Origin of the sequence: Burkholderia sp. Bp8991 (assembly GCF_003853795.1) — a bacterium.
In the GTDB taxonomy this organism is placed as follows: domain Bacteria; phylum Pseudomonadota; class Gammaproteobacteria; order Burkholderiales; family Burkholderiaceae; genus Burkholderia.
This window is the reverse complement of sequence record NZ_QTQJ01000003.1, coordinates 305,957-328,910: the sequence shown is the minus strand read 5'-3', so window position 1 is coordinate 328,910 and position 22,954 is coordinate 305,957. Positions and strand designations below refer to the sequence as shown.

Here is a 22,954-nt window from a genome sequence, read left to right as displayed (position 1 = left end):
CGCGCCGGGTCGCTGCGTCGCTCACTCCGCCTTCACTTTCTCCCATCCACCCACCTGCGGCGCCGCACAGGCACGCAGGCACTCGATCGCGGCGGCCACGGCCGCTCGCTTCGCGCTGTCCGGATGCCAGTAGATCGACACCGCGCCCTGGCCCTCGAGCCGCATCGGCAGGATGCGGATCGCGTTCAATTGCTCGAAGCGCCGCGCGGCACGATGCGATGCGACGCCGAGCAGGTCGGTGTTGTTCAGCAGCGTGAGGTTAAGGATCGACGAATTCGATTCGACGCAATGCGGCGGCTGCACGCGCCCGGCGGCCGTCAGCGCGACCTGTAGCGCGTTGTGCACGGGGGTGCCGGGCGGCCAGACGATCCACGAGCAGGCCAGCACCTCGTCCCAGCCGACGGATGCCGTGCCGACGAGCGGGTGATCGGGCCGCGCGACGAACACCACCGGATCGACGTACAGCGCTTCTGCGTGCAGGTGCGGATCGACGGACGCGGACCCGGAACGGCCGACGACGATGTCCAGCTCGCCGCGCGCGAGCTGCGGCATCAGCTGGTTCATCGTGCTCTCCGCGAGCCGAACCTGCGCGCGCGGCATCCGCTTCAGCAACTGCGATACCGCGAGCGGCACCGTATCGGCGGCCGCGACGCCCGACGTGCCGATCGTGACCAGGCCGCTGCCGCCTTCGCGCAGCGCGGCCATGTCGTCGCGCGCGACGTCGAGCTGCGCCTCCACGCGGCGCGCATGCTCGATCAGCGCGTCGCCGTAGGCCGTCGGCCGCAAGCCGCGCGCATGCCGCTCGAACAGCGGCAGGCCGACATCCTCCTCGAGTTCCTTCAGCCATTTCGACAGCGCCGGCTGGGTGGTCGCGAGCGCAGCCGCCGACTGGCTCAGGTTGCCCGTGCTGGCCAGGCTCAGCAGGACCTGCAGGTGCCGCAAGCGCAGCCGGTGGGTCCAGTCCATCGCACGCTCCGTATCGGAAGATATATCCGAATCAATATGGATTAGATGATTTCACCATTTTACCGGGTATGTCTGCGTCTAATATAAATGCGCTAACGGACTGCGGCACGCGGTCCCCGACCCGACACAGCGCCGACCGCGATCGGCCGCCCCAAGGAGACATCATGACCAGCCGACACCCGGATACGTCGCGCGCCGATTACTACGCCCGGATCGCCGAGCAGCGCCTCGCCCCGTTGTGGGAATCGCTGCACAACCTCGTGCCGAAGACGCCGCAGCCGGCCGCGCAGGCCGCGATCTGGAAGTACGCGCGGGTGCGGGACCTGGTGATGCAGGCCGGCAGCGTGATCAGCGCGGAAGAAGCCGTGCGCCGCGTGCTGGTGCTGGAGAACCCGGGCCTGCCCGGCAAGTCGAGCATGACGCCGACCCTGTACGCAGGCCTGCAGCTGATCCTGCCCGGCGAGATCGCGCCGAGTCACCGCCATACGCAGTCGGCGCTGCGCTTCATCGTCGAAGGCAAGGGCGCATGGACCGCGGTGAACGGCGAGCGCACGACGATGCATCCGGGCGACTTCATCATCACGCCGTCTTGGGCGTGGCACGACCACGGCAACCCGTCGGTGGAAGACGGCGGCGAGCCGGTCGTGTGGCTCGACGGGCTCGACATTCCGCTCGTCGCGAACCTCGACGCGGGTTTCGCCGAAAACCATCCGACGGCCGAGCAGCCGGTGAGCCGCGCGGAAGGCGACAGCTTCGCGCGCTTCGGCCACAACATGGCGCCGGTGCGGCATCGCGCGAGCGATCCGACGTCGCCGGTGTTCAGCTATCCGTATGCGCGCACCCGCGACGCGCTCGACGCGCTGTACCGCAACGGCGAACTCGACGCGTGGGACGGCGTGAAGCTGCGCTACGTGAACCCAGCGACGGGCGGCTGGCCGATGCCGACGATCGCGACCTTCATGCAGTTCCTGCCGGCCGGCTTCGACGGCCGCACGTATCGCAGCACCGACGCGACGATCTACTGCGTCGTCGACGGCAGCGGCACCGCGCACATCGGCGGCGACGCGTTCGCGTTCGAGCCGCACGACATCTTCGTCGCGCCGTCGTGGGCGCCGGTGCGGCTGTCGGCGTCGTCCGACAGCGTGCTGTTCAGCTATTCCGACCGGCCGGTGCTGTCCGCGCTGAACCTGCTGCGCGAAGCGCGCGACTGACGCCCGTTTTCCCCGCTTCGTTGCGTGCGTCGCCGACGCGGCGCGCGTTCCTTCCTTCATGCCTACGCTGGAGCCGTTCATGACTTATGTTTTCCCGCCCGAAGCGCCGGTCGCGCTTCCCGTCGCCGGCAGCGACGCCCGCTTCGCGGTGCGCCGCGTGTACTGCGTCGGCCGCAACTACGCGGCGCATGCGCGCGAAATGGGCTTCGATCCCGATCGCGAACCGCCGTTCTTCTTCTGCAAGCCGGCCGATTCGGTCGTGCCGGTCGCCTACGGCGAAACGCTCGATCTCGCGTATCCGTCGCAGACGCAGAACTATCACTACGAAGCCGAGCTCGTCGCGGTGATCGGCAAGGGCGGCGCCGACATTCCGCTCGAGCGTGCGCTCGAGCACGTGTGGGGTTATGCGGTCGGCCTCGACATGACGCGCCGCGACCTGCAGATGAAGATGCGCGAGATGGGCCGGCCGTGGGAAATCGGCAAGGCGTTCGACCGTTCCGCGCCGATCGGCCCCGTGCATCCGGCGAGCGAGGTCGGTCATTTCGAGCAGGCCGGCCTGTGGCTGACGGTCAACGGCGCGACGAAGCAGAAGAGCGACGTGTCGCACCTGATCTGGTCGGTCGCGGAAACGGTCGCCGACCTGTCGAAGTTCTTCCGCCTCGAACCGGGCGACGTGATCTTCACCGGCACGCCGGAAGGCGTCGGCGCGGTGGTCAAGGGCGACGTGATGCAGGTCGGCGTCGAGCGGCTCGGCGAACTGGCCGTGCACGTGGTCTGACGCGCGCCTCGCTTTCCTCGAAAGGTCACATCGTGCAACTGCATAGCTTCTTCAACAGTTCGACGTCCTATCGGGTGCGCATCGCGCTCGCGCTGAAAGGACTGTCGTACGACACGCTGCCCGTCAACATCCGCACGGGCGAGCACCGCGAGGCCGGCTACGTCGCGCATGTGAATCCGTCGGCGTCGGTGCCGGCGCTCGTCGACGGCGATTTCCGTCTCGGCCAGTCGCTCGCGATCATCGACTACCTCGACCGGATTCATCCGGCGCCGCGGCTGATTCCGCTCGAACCGCGGCAGCGCGCACGCGTGCTGGAACTCGCGACGCTGATCGCATGCGACATCCACCCGGTCAACAACCTGCGGGTGCTGCGCTACCTCGACAGCGAACTGCAGGTCACGCCGCAGCAGAAGAGCGCGTGGTACCGGCACTGGGTCGCGGAAGGGATGGCCGGCGTCGAGCGTCTGCTCGCGCGTGCGGACACGGGTCCGTGGTGTTTCGGCGAGGCGCCGACACTCGCCGACGTATGCCTCGTGCCGCAGGTCGCGAACGCGCTGCGGATGGATTGCGACCTGGGCGCGTATCCGCGCAGCCTGGCGATTCACGAACACGCGCTGCGCGAGCCGGCATTCGACGCAGCGCAGCCGCAGCGGCAACCGGACTACATCGCGTAACACGAAGCAGGAGACAGACATGGGCGAGACACACAACACAGGCCGACGCGTACTCGTGATCGGCGGCGGCATCGGCGGGCTCGCGACGGCGCTGGCGCTCGCGCGCCAGGGCATTCGCGTGACGCTGCTCGAGCAGGCCGCGCAAATCGGCGAGATCGGCGCGGGCATCCAGCTCGCCGCGAACGCGTTCAACGCGCTCGACGCGCTGGGCGTCGGCGAGGCCGCGCGCGGCCGGGCGGTGTTTACCGACCGGCTGCAACTGATGGATGCGGTCGATGCGCGGGAAGTCGCGTGCGTCGATACGGGCGCCGCGTATCGCGAGCGCTTCGGTAACCCGTATGCGGTTATCCATCGCGCGGACATCCACCTGTCGATCTACGAGGCGGTCAAGGATCATCCGCTGATCGAGTTCCGGACCAGCACGCAGGTGTGCGGGTTCGAGCAGGACGGCCACGGCGTGACCGTGATCGACCAGCACGGCGAGCGTTATCGCGCCGATGCGGTGATCGGCTGCGACGGCGTGAAGTCCGCGATCCGTCACGCGTTGATCGGCGACGCGCATCGTGTGACGGGGCACGTCGTGTATCGCGCGGTCGTCGACGTCGACAACATGCCGAAGGATCTGCAGATCAATGCGCCGGTCGTCTGGGCCGGCCCGCATTGCCATCTCGTCCACTATCCGCTGCGCGGCGGCCGGCAGTACAACCTCGTCGTCACGTTCCACAGCCGCGAGCAGGAAACCTGGGGCGTGCGCGACGGCAGCAAGGAGGAAGTGCTGTCGTACTTCGACGGCATCCATCCGCTGCCGAAGCAGATGCTCGACCGGCCGACGTCGTGGAAGCGCTGGGCGACCGCCGACCGCGACCCGGTCGAGCGCTGGAGTGCGGGCCGCGCGACGGTGCTCGGCGACGCTGCCCATCCGATGACGCAATACCTCGCGCAGGGCGCGTGCCAGGCGCTCGAGGATGCGGTGACGCTCGGCGCGGCCGTCGCGCAGGCCGACGGCGACTTCGAGGCCGCGTTTGCGCTGTACGAGCGCGTGCGGATTCCGCGCACCGCACGCGTGCTGTATTCGGCGCGCGAGATGGGGCGGATCTATCACGCGAAGGGCGTCGAGCGGCAGGTGCGCAACGCGCTGTGGGTCGGACGCACGCAGGCGCAGTTCTACGACGCGCTCGACTGGCTGCACGGCTGGCGCGCGGAGAACTGCCTGAAGTCCGTTGCCTGACGCCTTTCGGTTTGCATCCGGCGGCGCGCATTTCAACGACATCGCGCGCGACCGCCTTCATGGAGGAGACATCATCATGGCCGATACGCTGTCCATCGACGTCAGCGAATGGATCGACCGACATCGCGTTGCGCCGTTTCAGGCCGCGATCGTCGTGTTGTGCTTCCTGATCGTCGCGATCGACGGTTTCGATACGGCATCGATCGGGTTCATCGCCCCCGTCATTCGTGCGGAATGGGGCCTGTCGCCCGCGCAGCTCGCGCCGGTGTTCGGCGCCGGGCTCGCCGGGCTGATGGCCGGTGCGCTCGTGTTCGGGCCGTTCGGCGACCGGTTCGGCCGCAAGCGCCTGCTGCTCGCCTGTGTCGCGTGTTTCGGCATCGCGAGTGCGGCGTCGGCGAGCGCGGGCGGTCTGACCGAACTGATCGCGTGGCGCTTCGTGACGGGCCTCGGGCTCGGCGGCGCGATGCCGAACGCGATCACGCTGACGTCCGAGTATTGCCCCGCGCGGCGGCGCTCGCTGCTCGTGACGACGATGTTCTGCGGCTTCACGATCGGCTCCGCGCTCGGCGGACTCGCGGCCGCGTCGCTGATCGAACGCGACGGCTGGCGCGCGGTGCTCGTCGTCGGCGGTGCCGCGCCGCTGCTGCTTCTGCCGGTGCTCGCATGGCGCTTGCCCGAATCGGTGCGCTACCTCGTCAACACCGGCGCGGCGCGTGAACGGATCGCGGCGATGCTCGCACGCATCGCACCGGACCCGCATCTCGCGCACGCGTCGTTCATCGCACCGCGCGGCAAGCCGGCCGCTTCGCCGCTCGGCCGCCTGTTCGGCGCCGACCTGCTGCGCGGCACGCTGCTGCTGTGGCTCACGTTCTTCATGAGCCTGCTCGTCATCTACCTGTTGTCGAGCTGGCTGCCGACGCTGTTGCGCACGACCGGTGCGACGTTGCAGACGGCCGCGCGCGTGACCGCGATGTTCCAGGTCGGCGGCACGCTCGGCGCGATCGTGCTCGGCGGGCTGATGGACCGCTTCGATCCGCATCGCGTGTTGGCATGCAGCTATGCGGCGGCCGGCGTGTTCGTCGCGGCGATCGGCGTGCTGGCCGCGTCGCCGGCGGGCGCCGCGCTGGTCGTGTTCGCCGCGGGCTTCTGCGTGTCGGGCTCGCAGGTCGGCGCGAACGCGCTGTCGGCCGCGTTCTACCCGACCGAGTGCCGGACCACGGGCGTGAGCTGGGCGAACGGAATCGGCCGCGGCGGGTCGGTCGTCGGTTCGATGGCGGGCGGGGCGATGCTCGCAACGGGGCTGCCGTTGCCGATCGCCTTCGCATTCGTCGCGGTGCCGTGCGTGATCGCCGGGATCGCGGTGCTGGTGCTGGGCGCGGTACGGGCCGGCGAGAAGCGCGCGGCGGCAGCCGATGCGCTTGCCGGCGAGCAGGCGTAGCGGAGGCAGGGGTGGGCGTCGCAGACGGCGCTTTCCTTTTTCTTCCGATGGCGCCGACCGAAAGTACGAATCAACGATATATAAATATATATAATATTGATTCGTTAATCGAATGCGATCGCTCTCATGAACGCCGACCCTTCCACCGGGCTGCCCGAGCCCGATCAGATGCGCGCCGCCGCCGAATCGGCGTGCGCGCTGCTCAAGGTGCTGTCCAATCCCGATCGCTTGCTGCTGCTGTGCGAACTGTCGCAGGGCGAACGCTGCGTGAGCGATCTCGAGGCGCGGCTGGATATTCGCCAGCCGACGCTGTCGCAGCAGCTCGGCGTGTTGCGGGACAACGCGCTCGTCCGCACGCGCCGCGAAGGCAAGAACATCCACTACTCGCTCGACAGCCCGGCTGCGATCGCGGTGATGGGCGTGCTGTACGAACAGTTCTGCGGCCCGGCCGCGAAGGGGACGCGCGATGCAGCTTGATGCGCTTCATTTCACGCCGTGGCTGTCGCTTGCCGGCGGCGTGCTGATCGGGCTTGCGGCCGCGTGGCTCATGGCGTTCAACGGGCGGATCGCCGGAATCAGCGGCATCGTCGGCAGCCTGTTTACGGCCGGCGCGGCGGAGCGCGGCTGGCGTGCCGCGTTCGTCGCCGGGCTGATCGCCGCGCCGCTGCTGATGCGTGTCGCCGGTGCCGCCGTGACGCCGCAGGTCGATGCAGGCTGGGGCGAGTTGCTGGCGGCCGGCCTGCTGGTCGGGATCGGCACGCGCTATGCGGGCGGATGCACGAGCGGTCACGGCGTCTGCGGGCTGTCGCGCGGCGCGACGCGCTCGATCGTCGCGACGGCGGTCTTCATGGTCGCGGGCTTCGCGACCGTATTCGTGCGACGGCACGTGCTCGGGGGCTGACATGCAGGCAGGATTCGCGTTTCTGGCGGGGCTGATGTTCGGCGTCGGCCTCATCGTGTCGGGGATGGCCAACCCGCAGAAGGTGCTCGGTTTTCTCGACCTGGCCGGCCGCTGGGATCCGTCGCTCGCATTCGTGATGGCCGGCGCGATCGGCGTCGCCGTGTTCGCGTTCGCATGGGCGAAGCACCGGTCGCGGTCGTTGCTCGGCCTGCCGATCCAGTGGCCGGCCGTGCGGACGATTACCGTGCGCCTCGTCGCCGGCAGCGCCGTGTTCGGCATCGGCTGGGGGCTTGCCGGGTTCTGCCCGGGGCCGGCGATCGTGTCGATCGGGCTCGGGTCGGTGAAGGGCATCGCGTTCGTCGGCGCGATGCTGGCCGGGATGGCATTGTTCGAATGGATCGAGCGCGCGCGGAAGGTGCGGTAGCAACGCGCGGCTGCTGCGGCCGAGGTTGTCGGCGTGGCCGAAGCGGCCCGGCGAGGGCGCCGGCAGGGCTGGAATTCGTCGCCGGGGAGCGACACGGTGATCGTGCGGCGACAACGGCGACGGCGTGTAGGCGTCGCGCGGCCGGGCTCGAATTCGTCGCCGGGGGAGCGACACGGTGATCGTGCGGCGACAACGGCGACGGTGTGTAGGCGTCGCGCGGCCGGGTTCGAATTCGTCGCCGGGTGGAGCGACACGGTGATCGCGTGGCGACACCGGCGACGGTGTTGTAGCCGTCGCGTCAGGACTGCTCGCGCACATGCCGCTCGCCGAGCAGCCGCGCGGACGCCCGCTGCAGCCACGCACGCCACACCGCGAATACGCCGGGCCTGGCCACGGGCGCCGCGACGGTCGCGGCAACCGGCCCGGCGCCGCCGGCGGACAATGCCACGTGACCGGCCGTCTCGATCGTCAGGCATTCGCCTTCGTCGAGCACGCGGCGAACGTATTGCGGCGCATCGGGCAGCCAGTCGAGCCCGCCGTGACGTAACGTGACCGCGAGCGCGCCGTCGAGCACGATGACGCGGCTGCCCTTGTCGAACCACGCAAAGTGGCTTTGCCCGGCGTCGAGCCGGATGTCGTGCGTCCGCATGGCGTGTCCTTTTCCCGGTTGCGCGGCCCGGCGATGGCAGGGCGACAGCGTGCAATCAGGTTAAGGAAACGCGTGCGGACAGGACAGATTCAGGGGACGGGTATCTGTTACGGTGCAGACGGCGATTTCATGTTGCTGTATCGGTGAGTTTCCCCGGAATCTGTATCTGGCGTGCGCCCGGGCGCGCGGGCAGGATGACCCGCATGACGCCCATCACCGATCCATCCCGCATGACTTTGCCGATGGCCGGCGAGCCGCTTTACGAACGGCTCGCCGAGCATTACCGCCGCATCATCGCGGCCGGCACGCTGTCGCCCGGCGACCGGATGCCGTCCGTGCGTGCGTTCATGGCGCAGCACGGCGTGAGCCTGTCTACCGCGACCCAGGCCTTCCGGCGGCTCGAGGATACGGGCTGGTGCGAAGCCAGGCCGCGCTCGGGCTACTTCGTGCGCCGGCGCGCGGCGGCCGCGCTCGACACGCTGCCGGAAAGCGACGGGCAGCCGCTGAGCGTCGAGCCGCCGTTCGCGGGGCTGCACGAACGCGTGTCGCGCGTGATCGATCGTGCGAACGCGAGGCCCGACGCGCTGAATCTCGGTGGCGCATCCGCGCTGGCGACGCTGTACCCGGCCGAGCGCCTGCAGGCGCTGGCGATCCGGCTGCTACGGCGCAAGCCGACGCTGCTGACCGACGCGGGGCCGGTTGGCGGCTCGGCCGAATTCCGGCAGACGATGGCCAAACGCGCGCTGTCGTACGGCGTGACCGTGTCGCCGGACGACGTGATGTCGACGAGCGGCGGCGTCGATGCCGTGAATCTCGCGTTGCGCGCGGTGGCGCGCCCCGGCGACACGATCGCGATCGAATCGCCGGCCTTTTTCGGCTTGATCCAGCTGCTCGAAAGCCTCGGCCTGCGTGCACTCGAGATTCCGGCCAGCCCGACGACCGGGTTGTCGATCGAAGCGCTCGACGTGGCGCTGACCGCGTACCCGGATATTCGGGCCGTGGTCGTCGTGCCGAATCTGCAGAACCCGCTCGGCAGCGTGATGCCCGACGAACGCAAGGCTGCGCTGGTCGCGCTGTGCTCGCGTCGCGGCGTGGCCGTGATCGAGGACGAGCCGTATCGCGAACTCGTGGAAGCGCCGCACGCGGTGAAACCCGTGAAGGCATGGGACCGCGACGGCACGGTGATCTATTGCCCGTCGCTCAACAAGGTGCTGGCGCCCGGAATGCGGCTCGGCTGGATGAGCGCGGGCCGCTGGCACGCGCGCGTGAAGATGCTCAAGTTCGCGCAAAGCCGGCACAACGCCGCGTTGCTGCAGGCCGTCGCGGCCGAATTCGTCGGCTCGGGTGCGTTCGACCGCCACCTGCACCGGTTTCGCGAACAGCTTCGCGTGCAGCGCGATGTGACGATCGATGCGATCGCGCGCCATTTTCCCGCCGGCACGCGGATGAACCGGCCGCCCGGCGGCATGCTGCTGTGGATCGCGCTGCCCGACGGCGTGCGTTCCGAAGCCTTGTTCGATGCCGCGCTCGCACGCGGGGTAAGGATCGCGCCAGGCGCGATCTTCTCGAATTCCGACCGCTTTGACGCGTATATCCGGCTTGCCTGCACGCGGGTGTTCGACACGGCACATGAAGCGGCAATCGAAACGCTCGGCCAGTTGATACGCGACGCGGCGGCCGCTGCGTGAGCAGGGCGGGTGTCGGCCGGGCTGGCGCGTTGGCTACCGGGCTCGGCGGTCGTGACGAGAGCACGGGCCGGCCGATCCGGCTCGCCGCATTCTCCGCGGCCGGCCGCCGCGCGGCGACACGCCGACGATACGATTTCGGCGATTTCATCGGCTGACCGCATGCGCGGCGAGGTGCTGACGGATCAGCGACAGATAGCGATCTCCGACCGAGAAGTCGCGTGCGGCACGCGGCCGCTCCGCCGGGCGCAGCGTGGCCGGCGCGCTCATGCCCAGATACCGGCATACCGCCGACGGAAAGGGCTTTCGCGTATGCCCGAGCTGGCGCGCCGCACGCTCGACGCGGGCGTCGCCCACCTGCGCACGCAGCCATGCCAGCACTTGGCGATCGGTGTCGTTGACGATACGGACCAGATGTTCCATCGCGCACCTCACTGTTCATAAATACAGTACTGTAAATATAACCAGTGTTTGCGGCGACCGCAAGCGGATGCGCATGCGCCTGGCCGTTCGGCCAGGGTCAACGCGCCGGCGCGGCGGCGCGGGCGATGCGGGCGGCGGCCGGGACGGGATTCGCGTAGCGTGCGTCGGTCAGCGTGCCGAGGAACGCGACGATGTCGTCGATTTCCGCGTCGGTCAGCGCGGGCGGCGTGCCGGGCCGGCGGTTCATCGGCGTCGAATTGACGTTGATGTTGCCGCGATAGGCGGCCGGCACGTCGTCGAACGTCCGGGCGCCGTGATACCAGCGGCCAGGGTCGGTCGAGCGCGTGTTGTAGAACGCGACCGCGTCGCGCAGCGTCGTGAACACGCCGTTGTGCATGAACGTCTGCTTGACCGCGACGTTGCGCAGTCCCGGCGTGCGCAGGTAGCCGCACCATTGCGTCGGCTCGGGCCAGCGCAGCCGCGCAGCCGTATCGCACAGACCGTTGTCGAAATGGCGCGGATCGCGGTTCGCGGGCAGTGCGTGGTTGCGCGGCACCGCGATCGCGTCGTAGCCGAAATCGGTGAAGAGCGAGCGCTCCGGCCGGCTCGACGTTTCCGACAGCGTATGGCAGCTCATGCAATTGCCCTTGTCGGGATTGCGGAACAGCGCCAGGCCGCGCATCTCGGCCGGCGCGAGCGGCTTGCGCGTGCGCAGGAACGCGTCGAAGCGCGACGTGAACGGCGCCATCTCGTCGCTCTGCAGATAGGCCTCGACGGCCGAGCCGAGCGCCCGCACCAGTTGCTCGGGATCGCGCCGCGCCGACGTGCCGAAGCGCGCGGCGAGATCGCCCGCCAGTTCGGTGCCGTCGACCTTGCGCAGCAGCGCGGCCGGCGACCGGTTGTTCATCTCGTTCGGGTCGAACAGCGGCCCGCGGATCTGTTCGGCGAGCGTGTCCGCGCGGCCGTCGCTGAACAGGCCGCCGAACGGCGACGGCGCGGGCGCGTCGTCGTCCTGGTAGAAGTGGCGGCGCGGCACGTAGCGCACGTAGAGCAGCGATGGCGCGTTGCGCTGGCTGAAGCGCCCGTGGCGGCTGCCTTCCGGCACGCCCGGCCCCGCGAGCGAAGCGGCCGACAAGGTCGGCGCGAACGCGCGCCCCGGATCGTGGCAGCCCGCGCACGACATGCCGCGCGGCTCGGACAGCCGCGGATCGAAGAAGATCCGGCGGCCCAGCGCGACGAGCGTCGGGTCGGGCGCGAAACGGGCGGTGGCCGCGTCGACCTTGTCGGTCACCTGCGGCGTGCCGTTGCCGATCGTACCGACGACGCGCGCCGGCGGCGCGCCGGGGAGCAGGGTCGTTTCGGCAGGTGCGCCGTGGGCCGCGAGCGCCGCTCCGGCGAGCACGGCGGCGGCAAGGGCGCGTATCGCCCGTCCGCCGGCGGCCGGAACCGCGGCGGACGCCGGACGCCCGGCGAGGGCGACCGAAGGAATCGGCTGCCTTCGCGATCCAGCCATTCCTTCCCGGCAGCCGGCCGCATCCGCCGAACACGCCGAACACGCCGAACACGCCGAACACGCCGAACACGCCGAACACGCCGAACACGCCGAACACGCCGCATACGCCGCATCCGCAGAATCCATCAAGCCGCCGTGCAATCGAACTTCGTCACTCACGGCGCGATGAACCCCGTCTTGTCGCATGCGAGCGTGTTGCCCGACTGGTCGCACGACGCGAGCAGCTTGCCCGCCGCCGAATACGCATGGAACACCCAGCCCGTCGCCGGCGCCGCGCGTCGCTCCATGATCAGGAAACCGAAGCTGTTGTTGTGCGACAGCCGTTCGATCACGGCGCCCGGCGCTGGCGTCAGGCCGGCGGGGAACGGGTCGGGCAGCGCGACGTCGAGGTTGTCGCCGCCGTTGCCGGACACGATCGTCGCCGGATGCCCGGACGAGAAGTTGATCGCCTGGAAGTCGTGCACGTGCCCGTGCAGCGCGACGTGGATGCCGGGCGGGTAGTACGCCTGCGCGTTCAGGCTCGCCATCACCGACTGCAGCGCGAGGTTGCCCGGCGCGGGCGTGCTGCCGGCGATCGGCGCGAACGCGAGGATCGGATGGTGGTTCGTGAAGATCGTCGTCGACATGCCGGCCTTCGACGCGAGCGACGCGACCGTCTGGAACTGCTTCTGGTAGATGCGGAATTGCACGTCGGTCGTCTTCAGCGGATTGCGGCCGACCTTCGCGGTGTCGAACACGATCACCTGCGTGCCGCCGCCGAGCGACACCGCATAGGGATCCGAGTAGTTCGCGTCGTCGTCGTTGGCCGGATCGTCGCACGAACGGGCCGCCGAATACGGGCGCGGATCGAGGAAGCGGTACCAGCCCTGGCCGGCCCGTGCGCATTCCTCGTGGTTGCCGCGCACGACGACCCACGGCGCCTTCGCGAACAGCGGCGCGGCCGGGCGGAACAGGTCGGCCTGCCACGCATCCCAGCCATAGCCCCACGGGCTGTCCTTGCAGCCGGCGATGTCGGGCGGGCACGCGTTTTCGCGGTAGTGATAGTCGCCGACGTGCAGCACGAGGTCCGGCGACAGCTTCGCGACGCTCGCCGCGATCGTGTCGAACGGCCAGACCGTCGCGTCGTTGCACGCCTGCCATGCGTTGTCGGCCTTCTTCATCCGGCAGCCGGTGTCGGCGATGATCGCGATGCGCTGCGGCTGCGCTTTCGGCAGCGGCAGCGCGCGGCCCGCGACGCTCGCCGTTTGCGCATCGGCCGGCAGCGCCGCTTCGCAGACGGACACCGGGAAGCTCGACGGTTTCGAGTCGGCCGCGGCGCTCGCCGTCGGACGCTGCGCGACGGTCGCGGCGCCGGCGCGCAGCGTCATGCGCGACAGCTTGCCATCGACGGACAGTTGCGGGCACAGCGGATCGCTCGCGGATGCGGGGCTGTAGCTCGTGATCACGCGTGCGATCGCCTGGTTCGCGTCGCCGATCTCGACCCACGCGGCCTGGAGGTTGATCGCGGCACTGGCCGGATCGGCGGGCGTATCGATGTGATTCGAACACGCGGACAGCGCCGCGAGGGCAACAAGCGGAGCGCAGCGCGCGAGCAGTGCGCGCGGGAGGAGTCGTCGCATGAGAGGCACCGTAGGAAAGTCGTCAACGATACGCAGTGCGAGTGTAAGAAATGTGAAGGGCGGAGTCCGACGGCCGGCCGGCGCGCGAGTCGTGCCGCGGTCGCGGCCTTGACCTCAAGCCGGCTTGAAGCAGCATAGTCCGGATCACGGTCAACGATACGGACGAAAAAGGAGAATCGACGACGAAAGACAGCCGGGCAAACGAAGCGCAGTCTGCGCTGTGGAATGGTCCGTCGGGGCTGGCATGGGTCGACGCGCAGCGCTCGCTCGACCGGATGTTCGAGCCATTCGAGACGCTGCTCGCGGACGCGGCGGCCGCGGCATCCGCGCGCAGCGTGCTCGACGTCGGCTGCGGCACCGGCGCGGTGACGCTCGCGATCGCACGGCGGCTTGGCACGCACGCGCACTGTACCGGCGTCGATATTTCGGCGCGGATGATTGCCGCCGCACGGGCGCGTGCCGAACGCGCCGGCCTGGGCGCCGGCTTCGTGCATGCCGATGCGCAGACGCATGCATTCGCGCCGGGTCGGTTCGACCTGATCGTGTCGCGCTTCGGCGTGATGTTCTTCGACGATCCGGTGCGCGCCTTCGCGAACCTGCGGCAAGCGGCGCGCGCGAACGCGCAACTGCGATTCGTTGCATGGCGCGGCGCCGCCGACAATCCGTTCATGACGACGGCCGAACGTGTCGCGGCAACGTTGCTGCCGGACCTGCCGGCGCGGCAGCCGGGGGCGCCGGGGCAATTCGCGTTCGGCGACCGGCAGCGGATCGCGTCGGTGCTGTCGGACAGCGGCTGGGCCGACATCGCGATCGAGCCGATCGACCAGGCGTGCGCGTTGCCCGAGGCGGCGTTGAACGACTACATCGCGCGACTGGGCCCGGTCGGGCTCGCGCTTCAGGACGCGGACGACGCGACGCGGCGGCGCGTGGTCGAAACGGTGCGCGCTGCGTTCGAGCCTTACGTGCAGGGCGCTGACGTGCGGTTCGACGCGGCGTGCTGGCTCGTCACGGCGCGGGCGCCGTCTGCATGACGCGTCAGGCTACGAGGACGACCGACGTTCGGCATGCACGCTGCCGTTCGCGCATGACAAGGCAAGGCTGCGCCGCCGCGCAAGCGACAGATATCAGCCGCGCCTCGCACGCAACATCAGCCACGCGCAGCCCGCCGCGACGAGCGCGAGCCCGAGCAGCACCGCCTCGACGCCGAGCGCGAAACCGGGCGGCATCTCGCCGCTGTTCGGCACGGGCGACAGGTTGGCGGTGATCGCGATCGCACCGCCGGCCAGCAACGCGATGCAGACGATCCAGTAGACCTTGCCGCGCGGCGCGGCGGTGCGGATCCGCCACAGCGCGAGGCCGACGCCGCCGAGGTAAAGCACCGCGAGCGTCGCGAGCGCGATGAAGTCGCCGGTGCGATCGTGCAGCAGGCCGCTCATCGTGCGACTCCGTCGGAGGCCACGCGTCCGCACGATGCGATGAACGCGTCGACCGCGTGGCCGATCCGGCCGTTCACGCGCTCCCGCAGCATCGGATACAGCCCGGACCGCAGCGTCAGCGGCAGGTTGTAGCGGAAACCGAAGTACGCGAGCACGAGCCCCGTCAGCCCGTAGATCGCCCACGCATGGAAGCCCCAGTGGAAGAAGGGCATCAGCATGGCCTCGCGCGCGGTGGCGGACGTACTGGGGGCGACGGCCTGCGGCTCTAACGCCGTGCGGGTCGAGGGACGGGAACCTGGCATGGCTGGCATCCAGTTGTGGGCGCAACGAGGCGCGACGCCGCCCGGCGCGCGCGTCGCACGTCGGACCCTGATACGGCGTGCGTCGAGTGTAGCGCGGTGTCGGGACTGCAAGAAGGGGCAAGCAGCAGGGGTTAACCTGACGAATTGTAGGGTATCGGGCCGATCGCGAACACCCTCGCACTGAGCCGGCGAGTGCGACGGAGCCCAGACCGAGCGCAGACGAGGCGCGGAATCCGGCGCCCCGGATGATGCGGACCGTCCGGGGCGCCGGCGGGCGATGCGCTGCCGCGATTTCAGAACGTCACGGCGATCCCGGCCATGCCGACGAACTGGCCGTGCGTCGTCGACGGCGTGAGCTGCTGCGAGTCGCCGACGATCGGCGCCGCGTCGACGATATGGCCGGCACCTTGCGCGCCGAGCGTGCGCCCGCTCGAATGCGTGTACGCCTGCAGCGCATAGAGCGTCGTGCGCTTCGACAGGCTGTACGACTCCTTCAGCGAATACTGCTGGTAGCGGGCCGCGCTCGACACGCCGTTCGCCTTCGACGCGAGCGTGTACGCGAACGCGCCGGCCACCGAGAAGGTCGGCGTGAAGCGGTACGCGGCGAGCGCGCCGTAGGTGTTGAACACGGCCGTGTTCGCGAACGCGGAGCCGCTGCCGGGCAGGTACTTCACGTTCGAGTAGTTGAGGCCCATCGTCAGGTTGCCGAGCGTGTAGTTGCCGGCCGTCGCGACCTGCTCGACAGCCTTCGCGGTCAGGTAGCCCTGGTTCAGCACGGACACGGCGAAGCTGCCCGACGCCGCGGTCGCCGGATTCAGGAACCCCGCCGACGAACCCGAGCTGTTGATGCGCAGGTAGCCGGCCGCGATCCCGACCGGCCCGTTCGCATAGCGCAGCGCGGCGCTGAACGTATTGCCCTTGCCGGTCGCGCCGGCGATGCCGCCGAACGCGTACATCGCGCTCGCGGTCAGCCCGGACAAGGTCGGCGACGTATAGGTGACCGAGTTGTTCACGCGGATGGTCGTGTCGAGGCCGTCGATGTCGCCCGGATGCGCGCCGGTCGCACCGGTCAGCCAGCTGCTCGACGCGTAGGGGCCGACCAGCAGGAAGTACGGCGTGTACTGGCGGCCGGCCGTCACCGTGCCGTAATGGTCGTTGCGCAGCCCGACGAAGGCCTGGCGGTTGAAGATCGTGCCGGCGGCGGCTTGCGCGCCGGTGTTCAGGTTGAAGCCGGATTGCAGGTCGAAGATCGCGTGCGTGCCGCCGCCGAGATCCTCGTCGCCGCGCAGCCCGAACTTCGACGCATACAGGTTGCCGTCGCGCATGTACACGTTCGAGTGGCCTTGCTGGTTGTTCACGTACGCGAGCGAATCGTCGACCACGCCGTACAGCGTCACGCTGCTCTGCGCATGGGCGGCGGAAGCGCCGAGCGACGCGGTGGACAAAATCAGGATTGCATAATGATGATGCGGTGCCTTCATTGTCGATCTCCAGGTCTCTTCAGGGGGCGGGAGGCTGGACGGCCTCCTCTTGGATGGCGGGGCGGGCCGCGTGCGCGGTCCGCCCGAACATGGCTCGGCGCTTGCCCGAGCGTGCGCGGTCAGTCGTCGAGCGCCACGACGAGGCGACGCCACGCGCCGTCCCGCGCATCGTGCTCGACGCGCGCGCCGCGCACCGCAAGCGCGCCTTGCAGCGACGCCGGCAGCAGGATCTCGAGGCGCTCGGCGGGGCGATGCATGCGGCCGTCCCAGCGGACCGACACGCCGAGTTCGCCCGACGCCTGGCGGCCGGTCTCGATGCGCCACAGCCCGTATTCGCCGTCGCGCCACGCTTCCGTTTCGCCGTCGTCCTCGACGCATTCGCCGTATGCGACGCCGTCCTCGATGCGCGGCGCGACGAGGAAGCCGCGCGTGTCCGCGCGCGCGCCGAAGCGTTGCTCGGCGACGTTCAGCGGCAGCACACGGCCTTCGCGCAACAGCATCACCGGCGTGTCGAGCGGCGCGGGCAGCGTCACGCTCGCGCCGCCGTCGAACGATCGCGCGCTCGCGCAGCACAGCCAGCGCGCGCCCGACGGCAGGTAGACCGTGCGTTCCGTGCGGCCCGGGTCGACCACCGGCGCGACGAGCAGCGCGTCGCCGAGCATCATGTCGTCGCATTCGTCGTAGCAGCGCGGGTCGCGGGGGAAGTCGCCGAAGGTCGGCCGCAGCACGGGCTCGTAGCGCGTGGTCGACAGCCACAACAGGTGATAGAGATAAGGCAGCAGCCGGTAGCGCTGCTTGATCAGCGACGCGATCCGCGCGGTGATCTCCGGATACATCCACGGTTCGTTGACGGTGCCGTCGTCATTCCACGAATGGATGCTGAAGCGCGGCATGAAGATGCCGAACTGGACCCAGCGCAGCAGCAGCTCGGGCGACGGTGCGGGACCGGAGAAGCCGCCGATGTCGTGACCGATGTTCGACACGCCCGACAGCGCGAGCCCGAGGCCCATCTTCAGGTTGTAGCGCAGCGTTTCCCATGACGTGTAGTTGTCGCCGGACCAGGTCTGCACATAACGCTGCATGCCGGCGCCGCCGGAGCGTGACACGAGGAACGGCCGCTGCACCGGCGCATGCGCGCGCTGCGCGTCGCGCGACGCACGCATCATCAGCATCGTCTGCAGCACTTTCGCCTCGCGCGCGGGAAATGGCTGGCCGAAGCCGTGCGCGATCGCGTCGGGCGACCAGATCTCGTATTCGTTGTTGTCGTTCCAGGTCGACTCGATCCCGTAGTCGAGCAGCGCCGACGTGACCTGCTCGCGCCACCAGCGGCAAGCGTCCGGTTGCGTGAAGTCGATATATGCGCCGACCTCGTCCCAGAACTGCACCCACGCCGGCTCGCCGGACGCCGAGCGGATCAGCAGCCCGCGCCGTGCAGCGTCGTCGAACGCGGGATGGTCGCGCAGCAGGCACGGCTTGATGTTCGCGCACAGGCGGATGCCGTGGTCGCGGTAGTGCTTCACGAATCCCTTCGCGTCGGGAAACTTCTCGCGGTTCCAGTTGAACACGTAGCGCTTCGCGCCGATCGACGTATAGCCCGACGACAGGTGGAACGAATCGCACAGGATGTCGTGTGATTCACACTGCTCGACGAACTGGTTCATCTGGCGCTGCGCGTCCGGCGCGTCGGTGTAGCTCATCGTCGAGCCCGAATAGCCGAGCCCCCATTTCGGCGTGCGCGCCGGGCGCCCGGTGAGCCACGTGAAGCGCCGGGCGGCGGTGAGCGGCGTGTCGGGCGATGCGATGAAGTAGTAGTCGAGATCGCCGTGCTCGGCGACGAAGTAGCGGTACAGACCGTGGTAGTTGTCGAGCTCGCGGCCCATGTCGAACGCGCAATCCGACAGCGTGTCGTAGAACAGCCCGAAGCCCTGGCACGCGTCGGGCGACCAGGTGACGTAGAACGGGATGTGCTTGTAGAGCGGGTCCGTGTGCTTCGCGCTGTAGCCCATCGCGTCGATGTTGCGCATCTCGAAGCGCGCGCCGGTACGGTCGAGGTCGCCCGCGCGTTCGCCGAGGCCGAACACCTTGTCGCCGTGCTCGCGGGCGACGTAGTGATAGGCGCGGTCGTCCCACCAGCCGAAGTTGTACGCCTGCGTCGCGCGGTCGGCGAGCACGACGCGCCACGCGCCGTCGGCACCACGCATCGACCACGTGCAATGGCCGCCCTGCCGGCTTACCGTGAGACGGACCTGCGCGGTTTCGATGCGCACGCCGCCGTCGTCCTCGCCGAAGTCGTAGTCGGGCAGCGCGAACCCGCCGAGGTCGAGACGGTCGCGGCCCTCGAGCGGCACGTCGTCGAGGCCCGGTGCGATCGTCCAGGTGCGCGGGTTGCGCGGCGTCGCGCCGGGCAGCACGCGCACGCGCACGATGTCGTCCTCGAGCACGAAGATCTCGAGGGTCGCGCCCGCGTCGGACGCGAGCAGCACACGGTTCGCCTGCCGGGCGGCGACGCGGAACACGGGCGGATGAAGAAGCGAAGTCATGAAGGCGATTCCTGATGAAAACGAAGGTCAGGCGTGTTGCGCGAGCAGGCGTTCCTGCTTCGACTGCCCGCGGATCAGCACCGCGAGCAGCGTGACGCCGATGATGTCGAACAGGCCGAGGCACGCGAACAGCGGCGCGTAGCCGATCTTGTCGGCGAGCGCGCCGACCAGCAGCGAGAAGCCGAGCCCGCCGATCCACGCGGCCATGCCCGCGAAGCCGCTGGCGGTGCCGACTTCCTCGGGATCGAACACGTCGGCCGACAGCGTGTTGACGAGTGCGGAGATCATCTGGTGCGCGAAGCCGCCGACGCAGAACAGGGCAATGGCCGTATACGGCGACGACACGAGCCCGATCATCGCCGGCCCGAGCATCAGCACCGAACCGAGCGCGACGCCGGCGACGCGGGACCACACGAGCGGCAGTTTGAACCGGTTCGCGAGGTAGGGCGACAGGTAGCCGCCCGCGATGCCGCCGAGGTCGGCCGCGAGAAACGGCATCCACGCGAAGACGGCGATCTGCGTGAGCGCCATGTGGCGCTCGGTGGCGAGGTACAGCGGAATCCAGAAGCTGAAGGTCTGCCATGCGGGTTCCGCGAAGAAGCGCGGCAGCGCGATGGCCCAGAAGCGGCGCGCGGTGACGACGTCGCGAATCCGGCGCTTCGACACGGCCGGCATCGTGGCCTGGCCGTCGCGGATCAGCGTGCGCTCCTGCGACGTGAGGCGCGGATGATAGGCCGGCGAGCGGTACTGCGTGTACCAGAGCGCGGCCCACAGGAAGCCGAGGGCGCCGGTGACCATGAACGCGGATTGCCAGCCGAACCGCATCGACAGGAACACGACGAGCGGCGGCGCGATCGCGGCGCCGAGCGACGTGCCGGCGTTGAAGTAGCCGACCGCGACGGATTTCTCGCGATCGGGAAACCATTCGGCGACGGCCTTCATCCCCGACGGAATCGCGGCGGCCTCGAACAGCCCGAGCAAGCCGCGCAGGATGCCGAGCGACAGCCAGCCCGACGCGAAGCCGTGCGCGACGCCGACCACCGACCAAAGCATCGCGAACAGCGCGAACCCGAGCCGCAGCCCGATCAGGTCGACGATGAACCCGCACACCGGCTGCATGATCGTGTAGCCGATCTGGAATGCGCCGACGATATACGAGTACTGCTGCGTCGAGATCGCGAACACCTGCTTCAGTTCCGGTGCGAGCACCGCGAGGGAGTTTCGAGCGAGGTAGTTGAGGATCGTGCCGAGGCATACCAGCACGATGATCCACCAGCGCAACGCCTTGACCTTTTTCACTGCTGTCTCCTGATCCATGCAAGTCGCCCGGCTAGGGCGTCTCGTTCAGTCTTATTTGTACGATGTCCGATCTTGGTGGGCGCCGATTCGCCCGGTTTTTCTCAAAATGACCACATTCAATCGAACATTTCGATGTTATCGAAAGCTGATGTTATCGGACGACTGATCATTTTCGAGCATCCTATGTTCGAATTCGAATCAGGTCAACGTTAATCTGCATTCGAACGAACATGCTTGGGGTATTCCCGATAGGCGTGCAGATCGGGTGTCCGGCGCGTTGCGTGACGACCGAGCGCCGAACGCCCGCTTGCCGGGGCCGAGCGGCCGTCGACGGGCCGACTGCATCAGCCGGGCCCGGCAATGGGCGTGACAACCCTGATGAAAATTTATTTTTTTCCTGTCGGCAGATTGTGTAAATTGATTTTCATCCACCTTGCAAAACCATTCGCATGACGCCGCTCCTTCCGCACGATGTCAGTCACGAGGAATCCGCGATCGCGGAGCGCATCGCCTCGGCCATGCCGCGGATGACGCCGATCCACCGCCGGATGGGCGAGTTCGTGCTCGCGAATCCGTTCCGCGCGGCGACGATGCGGATCGACGAGCTGGCGCAGGCCGTGAACGCATCGATCGCGACCGCGAACCGCTTCGCGAAGGCGCTCGGCTTCGACGGTTATCCGGCGATGCGCGCGGCGCTCGTGCGCGGCTTCGAGGCGACGCTCGGCCCGGTCGAACGGCTGCGTTCCGCGCAGGAGCAAGAGCAGGAGCAGGGCGTGCGCGGCGCCGCGTGGATCGACGCGGTGTTCGACCAGGCCGTCACGAACATCGAGAACACGCGCGCGCAGCTGGATGCGGCCGACGTCGAAGCGGCCGTCGAGGCGATCGTCGGCGCGCGGCGCGTGCTGATCCTCGGCGCCGGTTCGAGCGCGTTTCTGACCGGGCTGATGGAACACGGCCTGTCGGTGTGTCACGACAACGTGCAGTCGCTCGCGCTGCTCGGCGGCCCGTCGCATGCGGCGCGGCGCCTGTACACGGCCGACTCGCGCGATCTCGTGATCGCGCTCGCGTTTCCCCGCTACGTGAAGGACACGATCGAGCTGGCCCGCCGCGCGGCGGCGCGCGGCGCGCGCGTGCTCGGCATTTCCGACGGGCCCGGTTCGCCGCTGGCACCGATCGCGTCGCTGAACCTGTACGTGAAGGCCGAGCGGCGTTTCGCGGCCACGTCGGAAGCGGCCGTGCTGACGATGATCGAGGCGCTGATCGACGCGGTCGCGCTGCGCACGCACCGCTCCGCGAAGTCCGCCGCCGAAATGACCGAATTCCTGTTGCCGTGGCTGGTCCAGCCGCAAGCGGCGCTGCCGGCCGCCAACCCTTCTTCTTCCGGTCCGAAAAAATCATGACTTCATCCGCGATCGTCGCGATTCATGGCGGTGCAGGCACGATCCTGCGCGAGGCGATGGACACCGACACCGAACGCCGTTACCGCGCCGAGCTCACCGCGATCCTGCAGGCCGCGCAGAAGGTGCTCGCCGACGGCGGCAGCGCGCTCGACGCCGTCACCGTCGCCGTGCGGATGCTCGAGGACTGTCCGTTGTTCAACGCCGGGCGCGGCGCCGTCTATACGGCCGAAGGCAAGCACGAGCTCGACGCAGCGGTGATGGACGGCACGACGCTCGCGGCCGGCGCGATCTGCTGCGCGACCCGCGTGCGCAATCCGGTCCTCGCCGCGCGGCGCGTGATGGAGGCGAGCGAGCACGTGCTGTTCGCGGGCGCGGGCGCCGATGCGTTCGCGGCCGCACAGGGCCTCGAACTCGCCGAGCCCGGCTACTTCGACACGGAAGCGCGTCGTGCGCAGTGGCTCAAGGCGCGCGAGGCGGCCGGCATGATGCTCGACCACGACGCGGCGACCTTCGCGTTCGGCGCCGGGCAGCCGGCCGAGCCGCTCGATCCCGACCGCAAGCACGGCACGGTCGGCGCGGTCGCGTGCGACCTGCGCGGCCATATCGCGGCGGCGACGTCGACCGGTGGCATCACCAACAAGCAGCCCGGACGCGTCGGCGATTCGCCGATCATCGGTGCCGGCTGCTACGCGGACGACGCGACCTGCGCGGTCTCCGCGACGGGCACCGGCGAGATGTTCATCCGGCTCGCGACCGCGCACGACGTGGCCGCGCAGATGGCCTATCGCGGCGCGTCGCTTGCCGACGCCGCGCACGACGTCGTGATGAACAAGCTGCCGCGCCTGGCCGGGCGCGGCGGGATCGTCGCGGTCGACGCGCACGGCAACGTCGCGATGCCGTTCAACACGGAAGGGATGTATCGCGGCTACGCGCGCGTCGGCGAGACGCCCGTGGTCGGCATCTATCGCGACGATGCGGCCTGATTCC

Annotated in this window: 21 protein-coding genes and 1 pseudogene; 12 read left to right on the top strand and 10 right to left on the bottom strand. The window is 69.1% G+C overall.

The features are described from left to right. Positions 1-21: 21 nt before the first annotated feature. Positions 22-966 carry a LysR family transcriptional regulator gene (locus tag DIE02_RS05210; protein WP_124485020.1) on the bottom strand — a complete coding sequence of 315 codons (945 nt, stop codon included), beginning with the start codon at positions 964-966 and terminating at the stop codon, positions 22-24. Positions 967-1,130: 164 nt separating this feature from the next. Between DIE02_RS05210 and gtdA the strand changes: the two genes are divergently transcribed. The 8 genes from gtdA (at position 1,131) to DIE02_RS05170 (ending at position 7,620) form a co-directional block, all read left to right on the top strand. Beyond that, entirely contained in the window at positions 1,131-2,177 is a 1,047-nt protein-coding gene (gene gtdA, locus DIE02_RS05205) for a gentisate 1,2-dioxygenase (RefSeq protein ID WP_124485019.1), read from the top strand. A 79-nt stretch (positions 2,178-2,256) separates the two neighbouring features. Then, positions 2,257-2,955, top strand: a complete 699-nt coding sequence (locus DIE02_RS05200; RefSeq protein WP_124485018.1) for a fumarylacetoacetate hydrolase family protein — start codon at positions 2,257-2,259, stop codon at positions 2,953-2,955. A gap of 32 nt (positions 2,956-2,987) precedes the next feature. Next, positions 2,988-3,629 (top strand): maleylacetoacetate isomerase, encoded by a 642-nt coding sequence (gene maiA / locus DIE02_RS05195; RefSeq protein ID WP_124485017.1) that lies wholly within the window; start codon positions 2,988-2,990, stop codon positions 3,627-3,629. 19 nt (positions 3,630-3,648) lie between these two features. Beyond that, entirely contained in the window at positions 3,649-4,857 is a 1,209-nt protein-coding gene (locus tag DIE02_RS05190) for a 3-hydroxybenzoate 6-monooxygenase (RefSeq protein WP_124485016.1), read from the top strand. Between the two features lie 76 nt (positions 4,858-4,933). Continuing rightward, positions 4,934-6,295 (top strand): aromatic acid/H+ symport family MFS transporter, encoded by a 1,362-nt coding sequence (locus DIE02_RS05185; RefSeq protein WP_124485015.1) that lies wholly within the window; start codon positions 4,934-4,936, stop codon positions 6,293-6,295. A 126-nt stretch (positions 6,296-6,421) separates the two neighbouring features. Beyond that, a complete protein-coding gene (locus DIE02_RS05180; RefSeq protein WP_044842893.1) occupies positions 6,422-6,772 on the top strand; it encodes a helix-turn-helix transcriptional regulator in 351 nt (116 codons plus the stop codon). Further along, positions 6,762-7,196 (top strand): YeeE/YedE family protein, encoded by a 435-nt coding sequence (locus DIE02_RS05175; RefSeq protein WP_124485014.1) that lies wholly within the window; start codon positions 6,762-6,764, stop codon positions 7,194-7,196. The genes DIE02_RS05180 and DIE02_RS05175 overlap by 11 nt, the downstream gene beginning before the upstream one ends. A gap of 1 nt (position 7,197) precedes the next feature. Beyond that, positions 7,198-7,620 carry a DUF6691 family protein gene (locus tag DIE02_RS05170; RefSeq protein WP_124485013.1) on the top strand — a complete coding sequence of 141 codons (423 nt, stop codon included), beginning with the start codon at positions 7,198-7,200 and terminating at the stop codon, positions 7,618-7,620. Between the two features lie 298 nt (positions 7,621-7,918). Here DIE02_RS05170 and DIE02_RS05165 read toward each other — a convergent pair whose 3' ends face one another. After that, positions 7,919-8,269, bottom strand: a complete 351-nt coding sequence (locus DIE02_RS05165) for a hypothetical protein (protein WP_124485012.1) — start codon at positions 8,267-8,269, stop codon at positions 7,919-7,921. A 203-nt stretch (positions 8,270-8,472) separates the two neighbouring features. Between DIE02_RS05165 and DIE02_RS05160 the strand changes: the two genes are divergently transcribed. Beyond that, a complete protein-coding gene (locus DIE02_RS05160; protein WP_185702587.1) occupies positions 8,473-9,957 on the top strand; it encodes a PLP-dependent aminotransferase family protein in 1,485 nt (494 codons plus the stop codon). Between the two features lie 144 nt (positions 9,958-10,101). Here DIE02_RS05160 and DIE02_RS05155 read toward each other — a convergent pair whose 3' ends face one another. The 3 genes from DIE02_RS05155 to DIE02_RS05145 all read right to left on the bottom strand — a co-directional run bounded on the left by DIE02_RS05155 (position 10,102) and on the right by DIE02_RS05145 (position 13,509). Next, on the bottom strand, positions 10,102-10,377 hold the full coding sequence (locus DIE02_RS05155) for a hypothetical protein (RefSeq protein ID WP_044842898.1): 276 nt from the start codon (positions 10,375-10,377) through the stop codon (positions 10,102-10,104). Between the two features lie 97 nt (positions 10,378-10,474). Continuing rightward, the gene (locus DIE02_RS05150; RefSeq protein ID WP_124519664.1) at positions 10,475-11,779 is read right to left on the bottom strand and encodes a cytochrome-c peroxidase; all 1,305 of its coding nucleotides are present in this window, start codon (positions 11,777-11,779) and stop codon (positions 10,475-10,477) included. 266 nt (positions 11,780-12,045) lie between these two features. Continuing rightward, positions 12,046-13,509 (bottom strand): metallophosphoesterase, encoded by a 1,464-nt coding sequence (locus DIE02_RS05145; RefSeq protein ID WP_124485010.1) that lies wholly within the window; start codon positions 13,507-13,509, stop codon positions 12,046-12,048. Positions 13,510-13,652: 143 nt separating this feature from the next. On the opposite strand from DIE02_RS05145, the gene DIE02_RS05140 reads away from it, so the two are divergent. Continuing rightward, positions 13,653-14,540, top strand: a complete 888-nt coding sequence (locus DIE02_RS05140) for a class I SAM-dependent methyltransferase (RefSeq protein ID WP_124485009.1) — start codon at positions 13,653-13,655, stop codon at positions 14,538-14,540. Between the two features lie 93 nt (positions 14,541-14,633). On the opposite strand, the gene DIE02_RS05135 is transcribed toward DIE02_RS05140, so the two are convergent. The 5 genes and pseudogenes from DIE02_RS05135 to DIE02_RS05115 all read right to left on the bottom strand — a co-directional run bounded on the left by DIE02_RS05135 (position 14,634) and on the right by DIE02_RS05115 (position 20,567). Next, positions 14,634-14,945, bottom strand: a complete 312-nt coding sequence (locus tag DIE02_RS05135) for a hypothetical protein (RefSeq protein WP_044843140.1) — start codon at positions 14,943-14,945, stop codon at positions 14,634-14,636. A gap of 5 nt (positions 14,946-14,950) precedes the next feature. Continuing rightward, positions 14,951-15,214: pseudogene (locus DIE02_RS05130) on the bottom strand (BCCT family transporter); the annotation flags it as partial. A gap of 326 nt (positions 15,215-15,540) precedes the next feature. Beyond that, on the bottom strand, positions 15,541-16,728 hold the full coding sequence (locus DIE02_RS05125; protein WP_124485008.1) for a porin: 1,188 nt from the start codon (positions 16,726-16,728) through the stop codon (positions 15,541-15,543). 119 nt (positions 16,729-16,847) lie between these two features. Further along, positions 16,848-19,268, bottom strand: a complete 2,421-nt coding sequence (locus DIE02_RS05120; protein ID WP_124485007.1) for a glycoside hydrolase family 31 protein — start codon at positions 19,266-19,268, stop codon at positions 16,848-16,850. Between the two features lie 27 nt (positions 19,269-19,295). Further along, positions 19,296-20,567, bottom strand: a complete 1,272-nt coding sequence (locus DIE02_RS05115; RefSeq protein ID WP_124485006.1) for an MFS transporter — start codon at positions 20,565-20,567, stop codon at positions 19,296-19,298. A 449-nt stretch (positions 20,568-21,016) separates the two neighbouring features. Between DIE02_RS05115 and DIE02_RS05110 the strand changes: the two genes are divergently transcribed. Then, entirely contained in the window at positions 21,017-21,967 is a 951-nt protein-coding gene (locus tag DIE02_RS05110) for a MurR/RpiR family transcriptional regulator (protein ID WP_124485005.1), read from the top strand. Next, positions 21,964-22,950 (top strand): isoaspartyl peptidase/L-asparaginase family protein, encoded by a 987-nt coding sequence (locus tag DIE02_RS05105; RefSeq protein WP_124485004.1) that lies wholly within the window; start codon positions 21,964-21,966, stop codon positions 22,948-22,950. The genes DIE02_RS05110 and DIE02_RS05105 overlap by 4 nt, the downstream gene beginning before the upstream one ends. Positions 22,951-22,954: the final 4 nt, after the last annotated feature.

What these genes read in the sequence shown, in the direction of transcription:
- DIE02_RS05145 (WP_124485010.1), bottom strand. Translation starts at nt 13,509, where the DNA reads ATGCGACGACTCCTCCCGCGCGCACTGCTCGCGCGCTGCGCTCCGCTT.
- DIE02_RS05125 (WP_124485008.1), bottom strand. Translation starts at nt 16,728, where the DNA reads ATGAAGGCACCGCATCATCATTATGCAATCCTGATTTTGTCCACCGCG.
- DIE02_RS05200 (WP_124485018.1), top strand. Translation starts at nt 2,257, where the DNA reads ATGACTTATGTTTTCCCGCCCGAAGCGCCGGTCGCGCTTCCCGTCGCC.
- DIE02_RS05165 (WP_124485012.1), bottom strand. Translation starts at nt 8,269, where the DNA reads ATGCGGACGCACGACATCCGGCTCGACGCCGGGCAAAGCCACTTTGCG.
- DIE02_RS05155 (WP_044842898.1), bottom strand. Translation starts at nt 10,377, where the DNA reads ATGGAACATCTGGTCCGTATCGTCAACGACACCGATCGCCAAGTGCTG.
- DIE02_RS05175 (WP_124485014.1), top strand. Translation starts at nt 6,762, where the DNA reads ATGCAGCTTGATGCGCTTCATTTCACGCCGTGGCTGTCGCTTGCCGGC.
- DIE02_RS05105 (WP_124485004.1), top strand. Translation starts at nt 21,964, where the DNA reads ATGACTTCATCCGCGATCGTCGCGATTCATGGCGGTGCAGGCACGATC.
- DIE02_RS05180 (WP_044842893.1), top strand. Translation starts at nt 6,422, where the DNA reads ATGAACGCCGACCCTTCCACCGGGCTGCCCGAGCCCGATCAGATGCGC.
- DIE02_RS05185 (WP_124485015.1), top strand. Translation starts at nt 4,934, where the DNA reads ATGGCCGATACGCTGTCCATCGACGTCAGCGAATGGATCGACCGACAT.
- DIE02_RS05170 (WP_124485013.1), top strand. Translation starts at nt 7,198, where the DNA reads ATGCAGGCAGGATTCGCGTTTCTGGCGGGGCTGATGTTCGGCGTCGGC.
- DIE02_RS05110 (WP_124485005.1), top strand. Translation starts at nt 21,017, where the DNA reads ATGACGCCGCTCCTTCCGCACGATGTCAGTCACGAGGAATCCGCGATC.
- DIE02_RS05160 (WP_185702587.1), top strand. Translation starts at nt 8,473, where the DNA reads ATGACGCCCATCACCGATCCATCCCGCATGACTTTGCCGATGGCCGGC.
- gtdA (WP_124485019.1), top strand. Translation starts at nt 1,131, where the DNA reads ATGACCAGCCGACACCCGGATACGTCGCGCGCCGATTACTACGCCCGG.
- DIE02_RS05210 (WP_124485020.1), bottom strand. Translation starts at nt 966, where the DNA reads ATGGACTGGACCCACCGGCTGCGCTTGCGGCACCTGCAGGTCCTGCTG.
- DIE02_RS05120 (WP_124485007.1), bottom strand. Translation starts at nt 19,268, where the DNA reads ATGACTTCGCTTCTTCATCCGCCCGTGTTCCGCGTCGCCGCCCGGCAG.
- DIE02_RS05190 (WP_124485016.1), top strand. Translation starts at nt 3,649, where the DNA reads ATGGGCGAGACACACAACACAGGCCGACGCGTACTCGTGATCGGCGGC.
- DIE02_RS05135 (WP_044843140.1), bottom strand. Translation starts at nt 14,945, where the DNA reads ATGAGCGGCCTGCTGCACGATCGCACCGGCGACTTCATCGCGCTCGCG.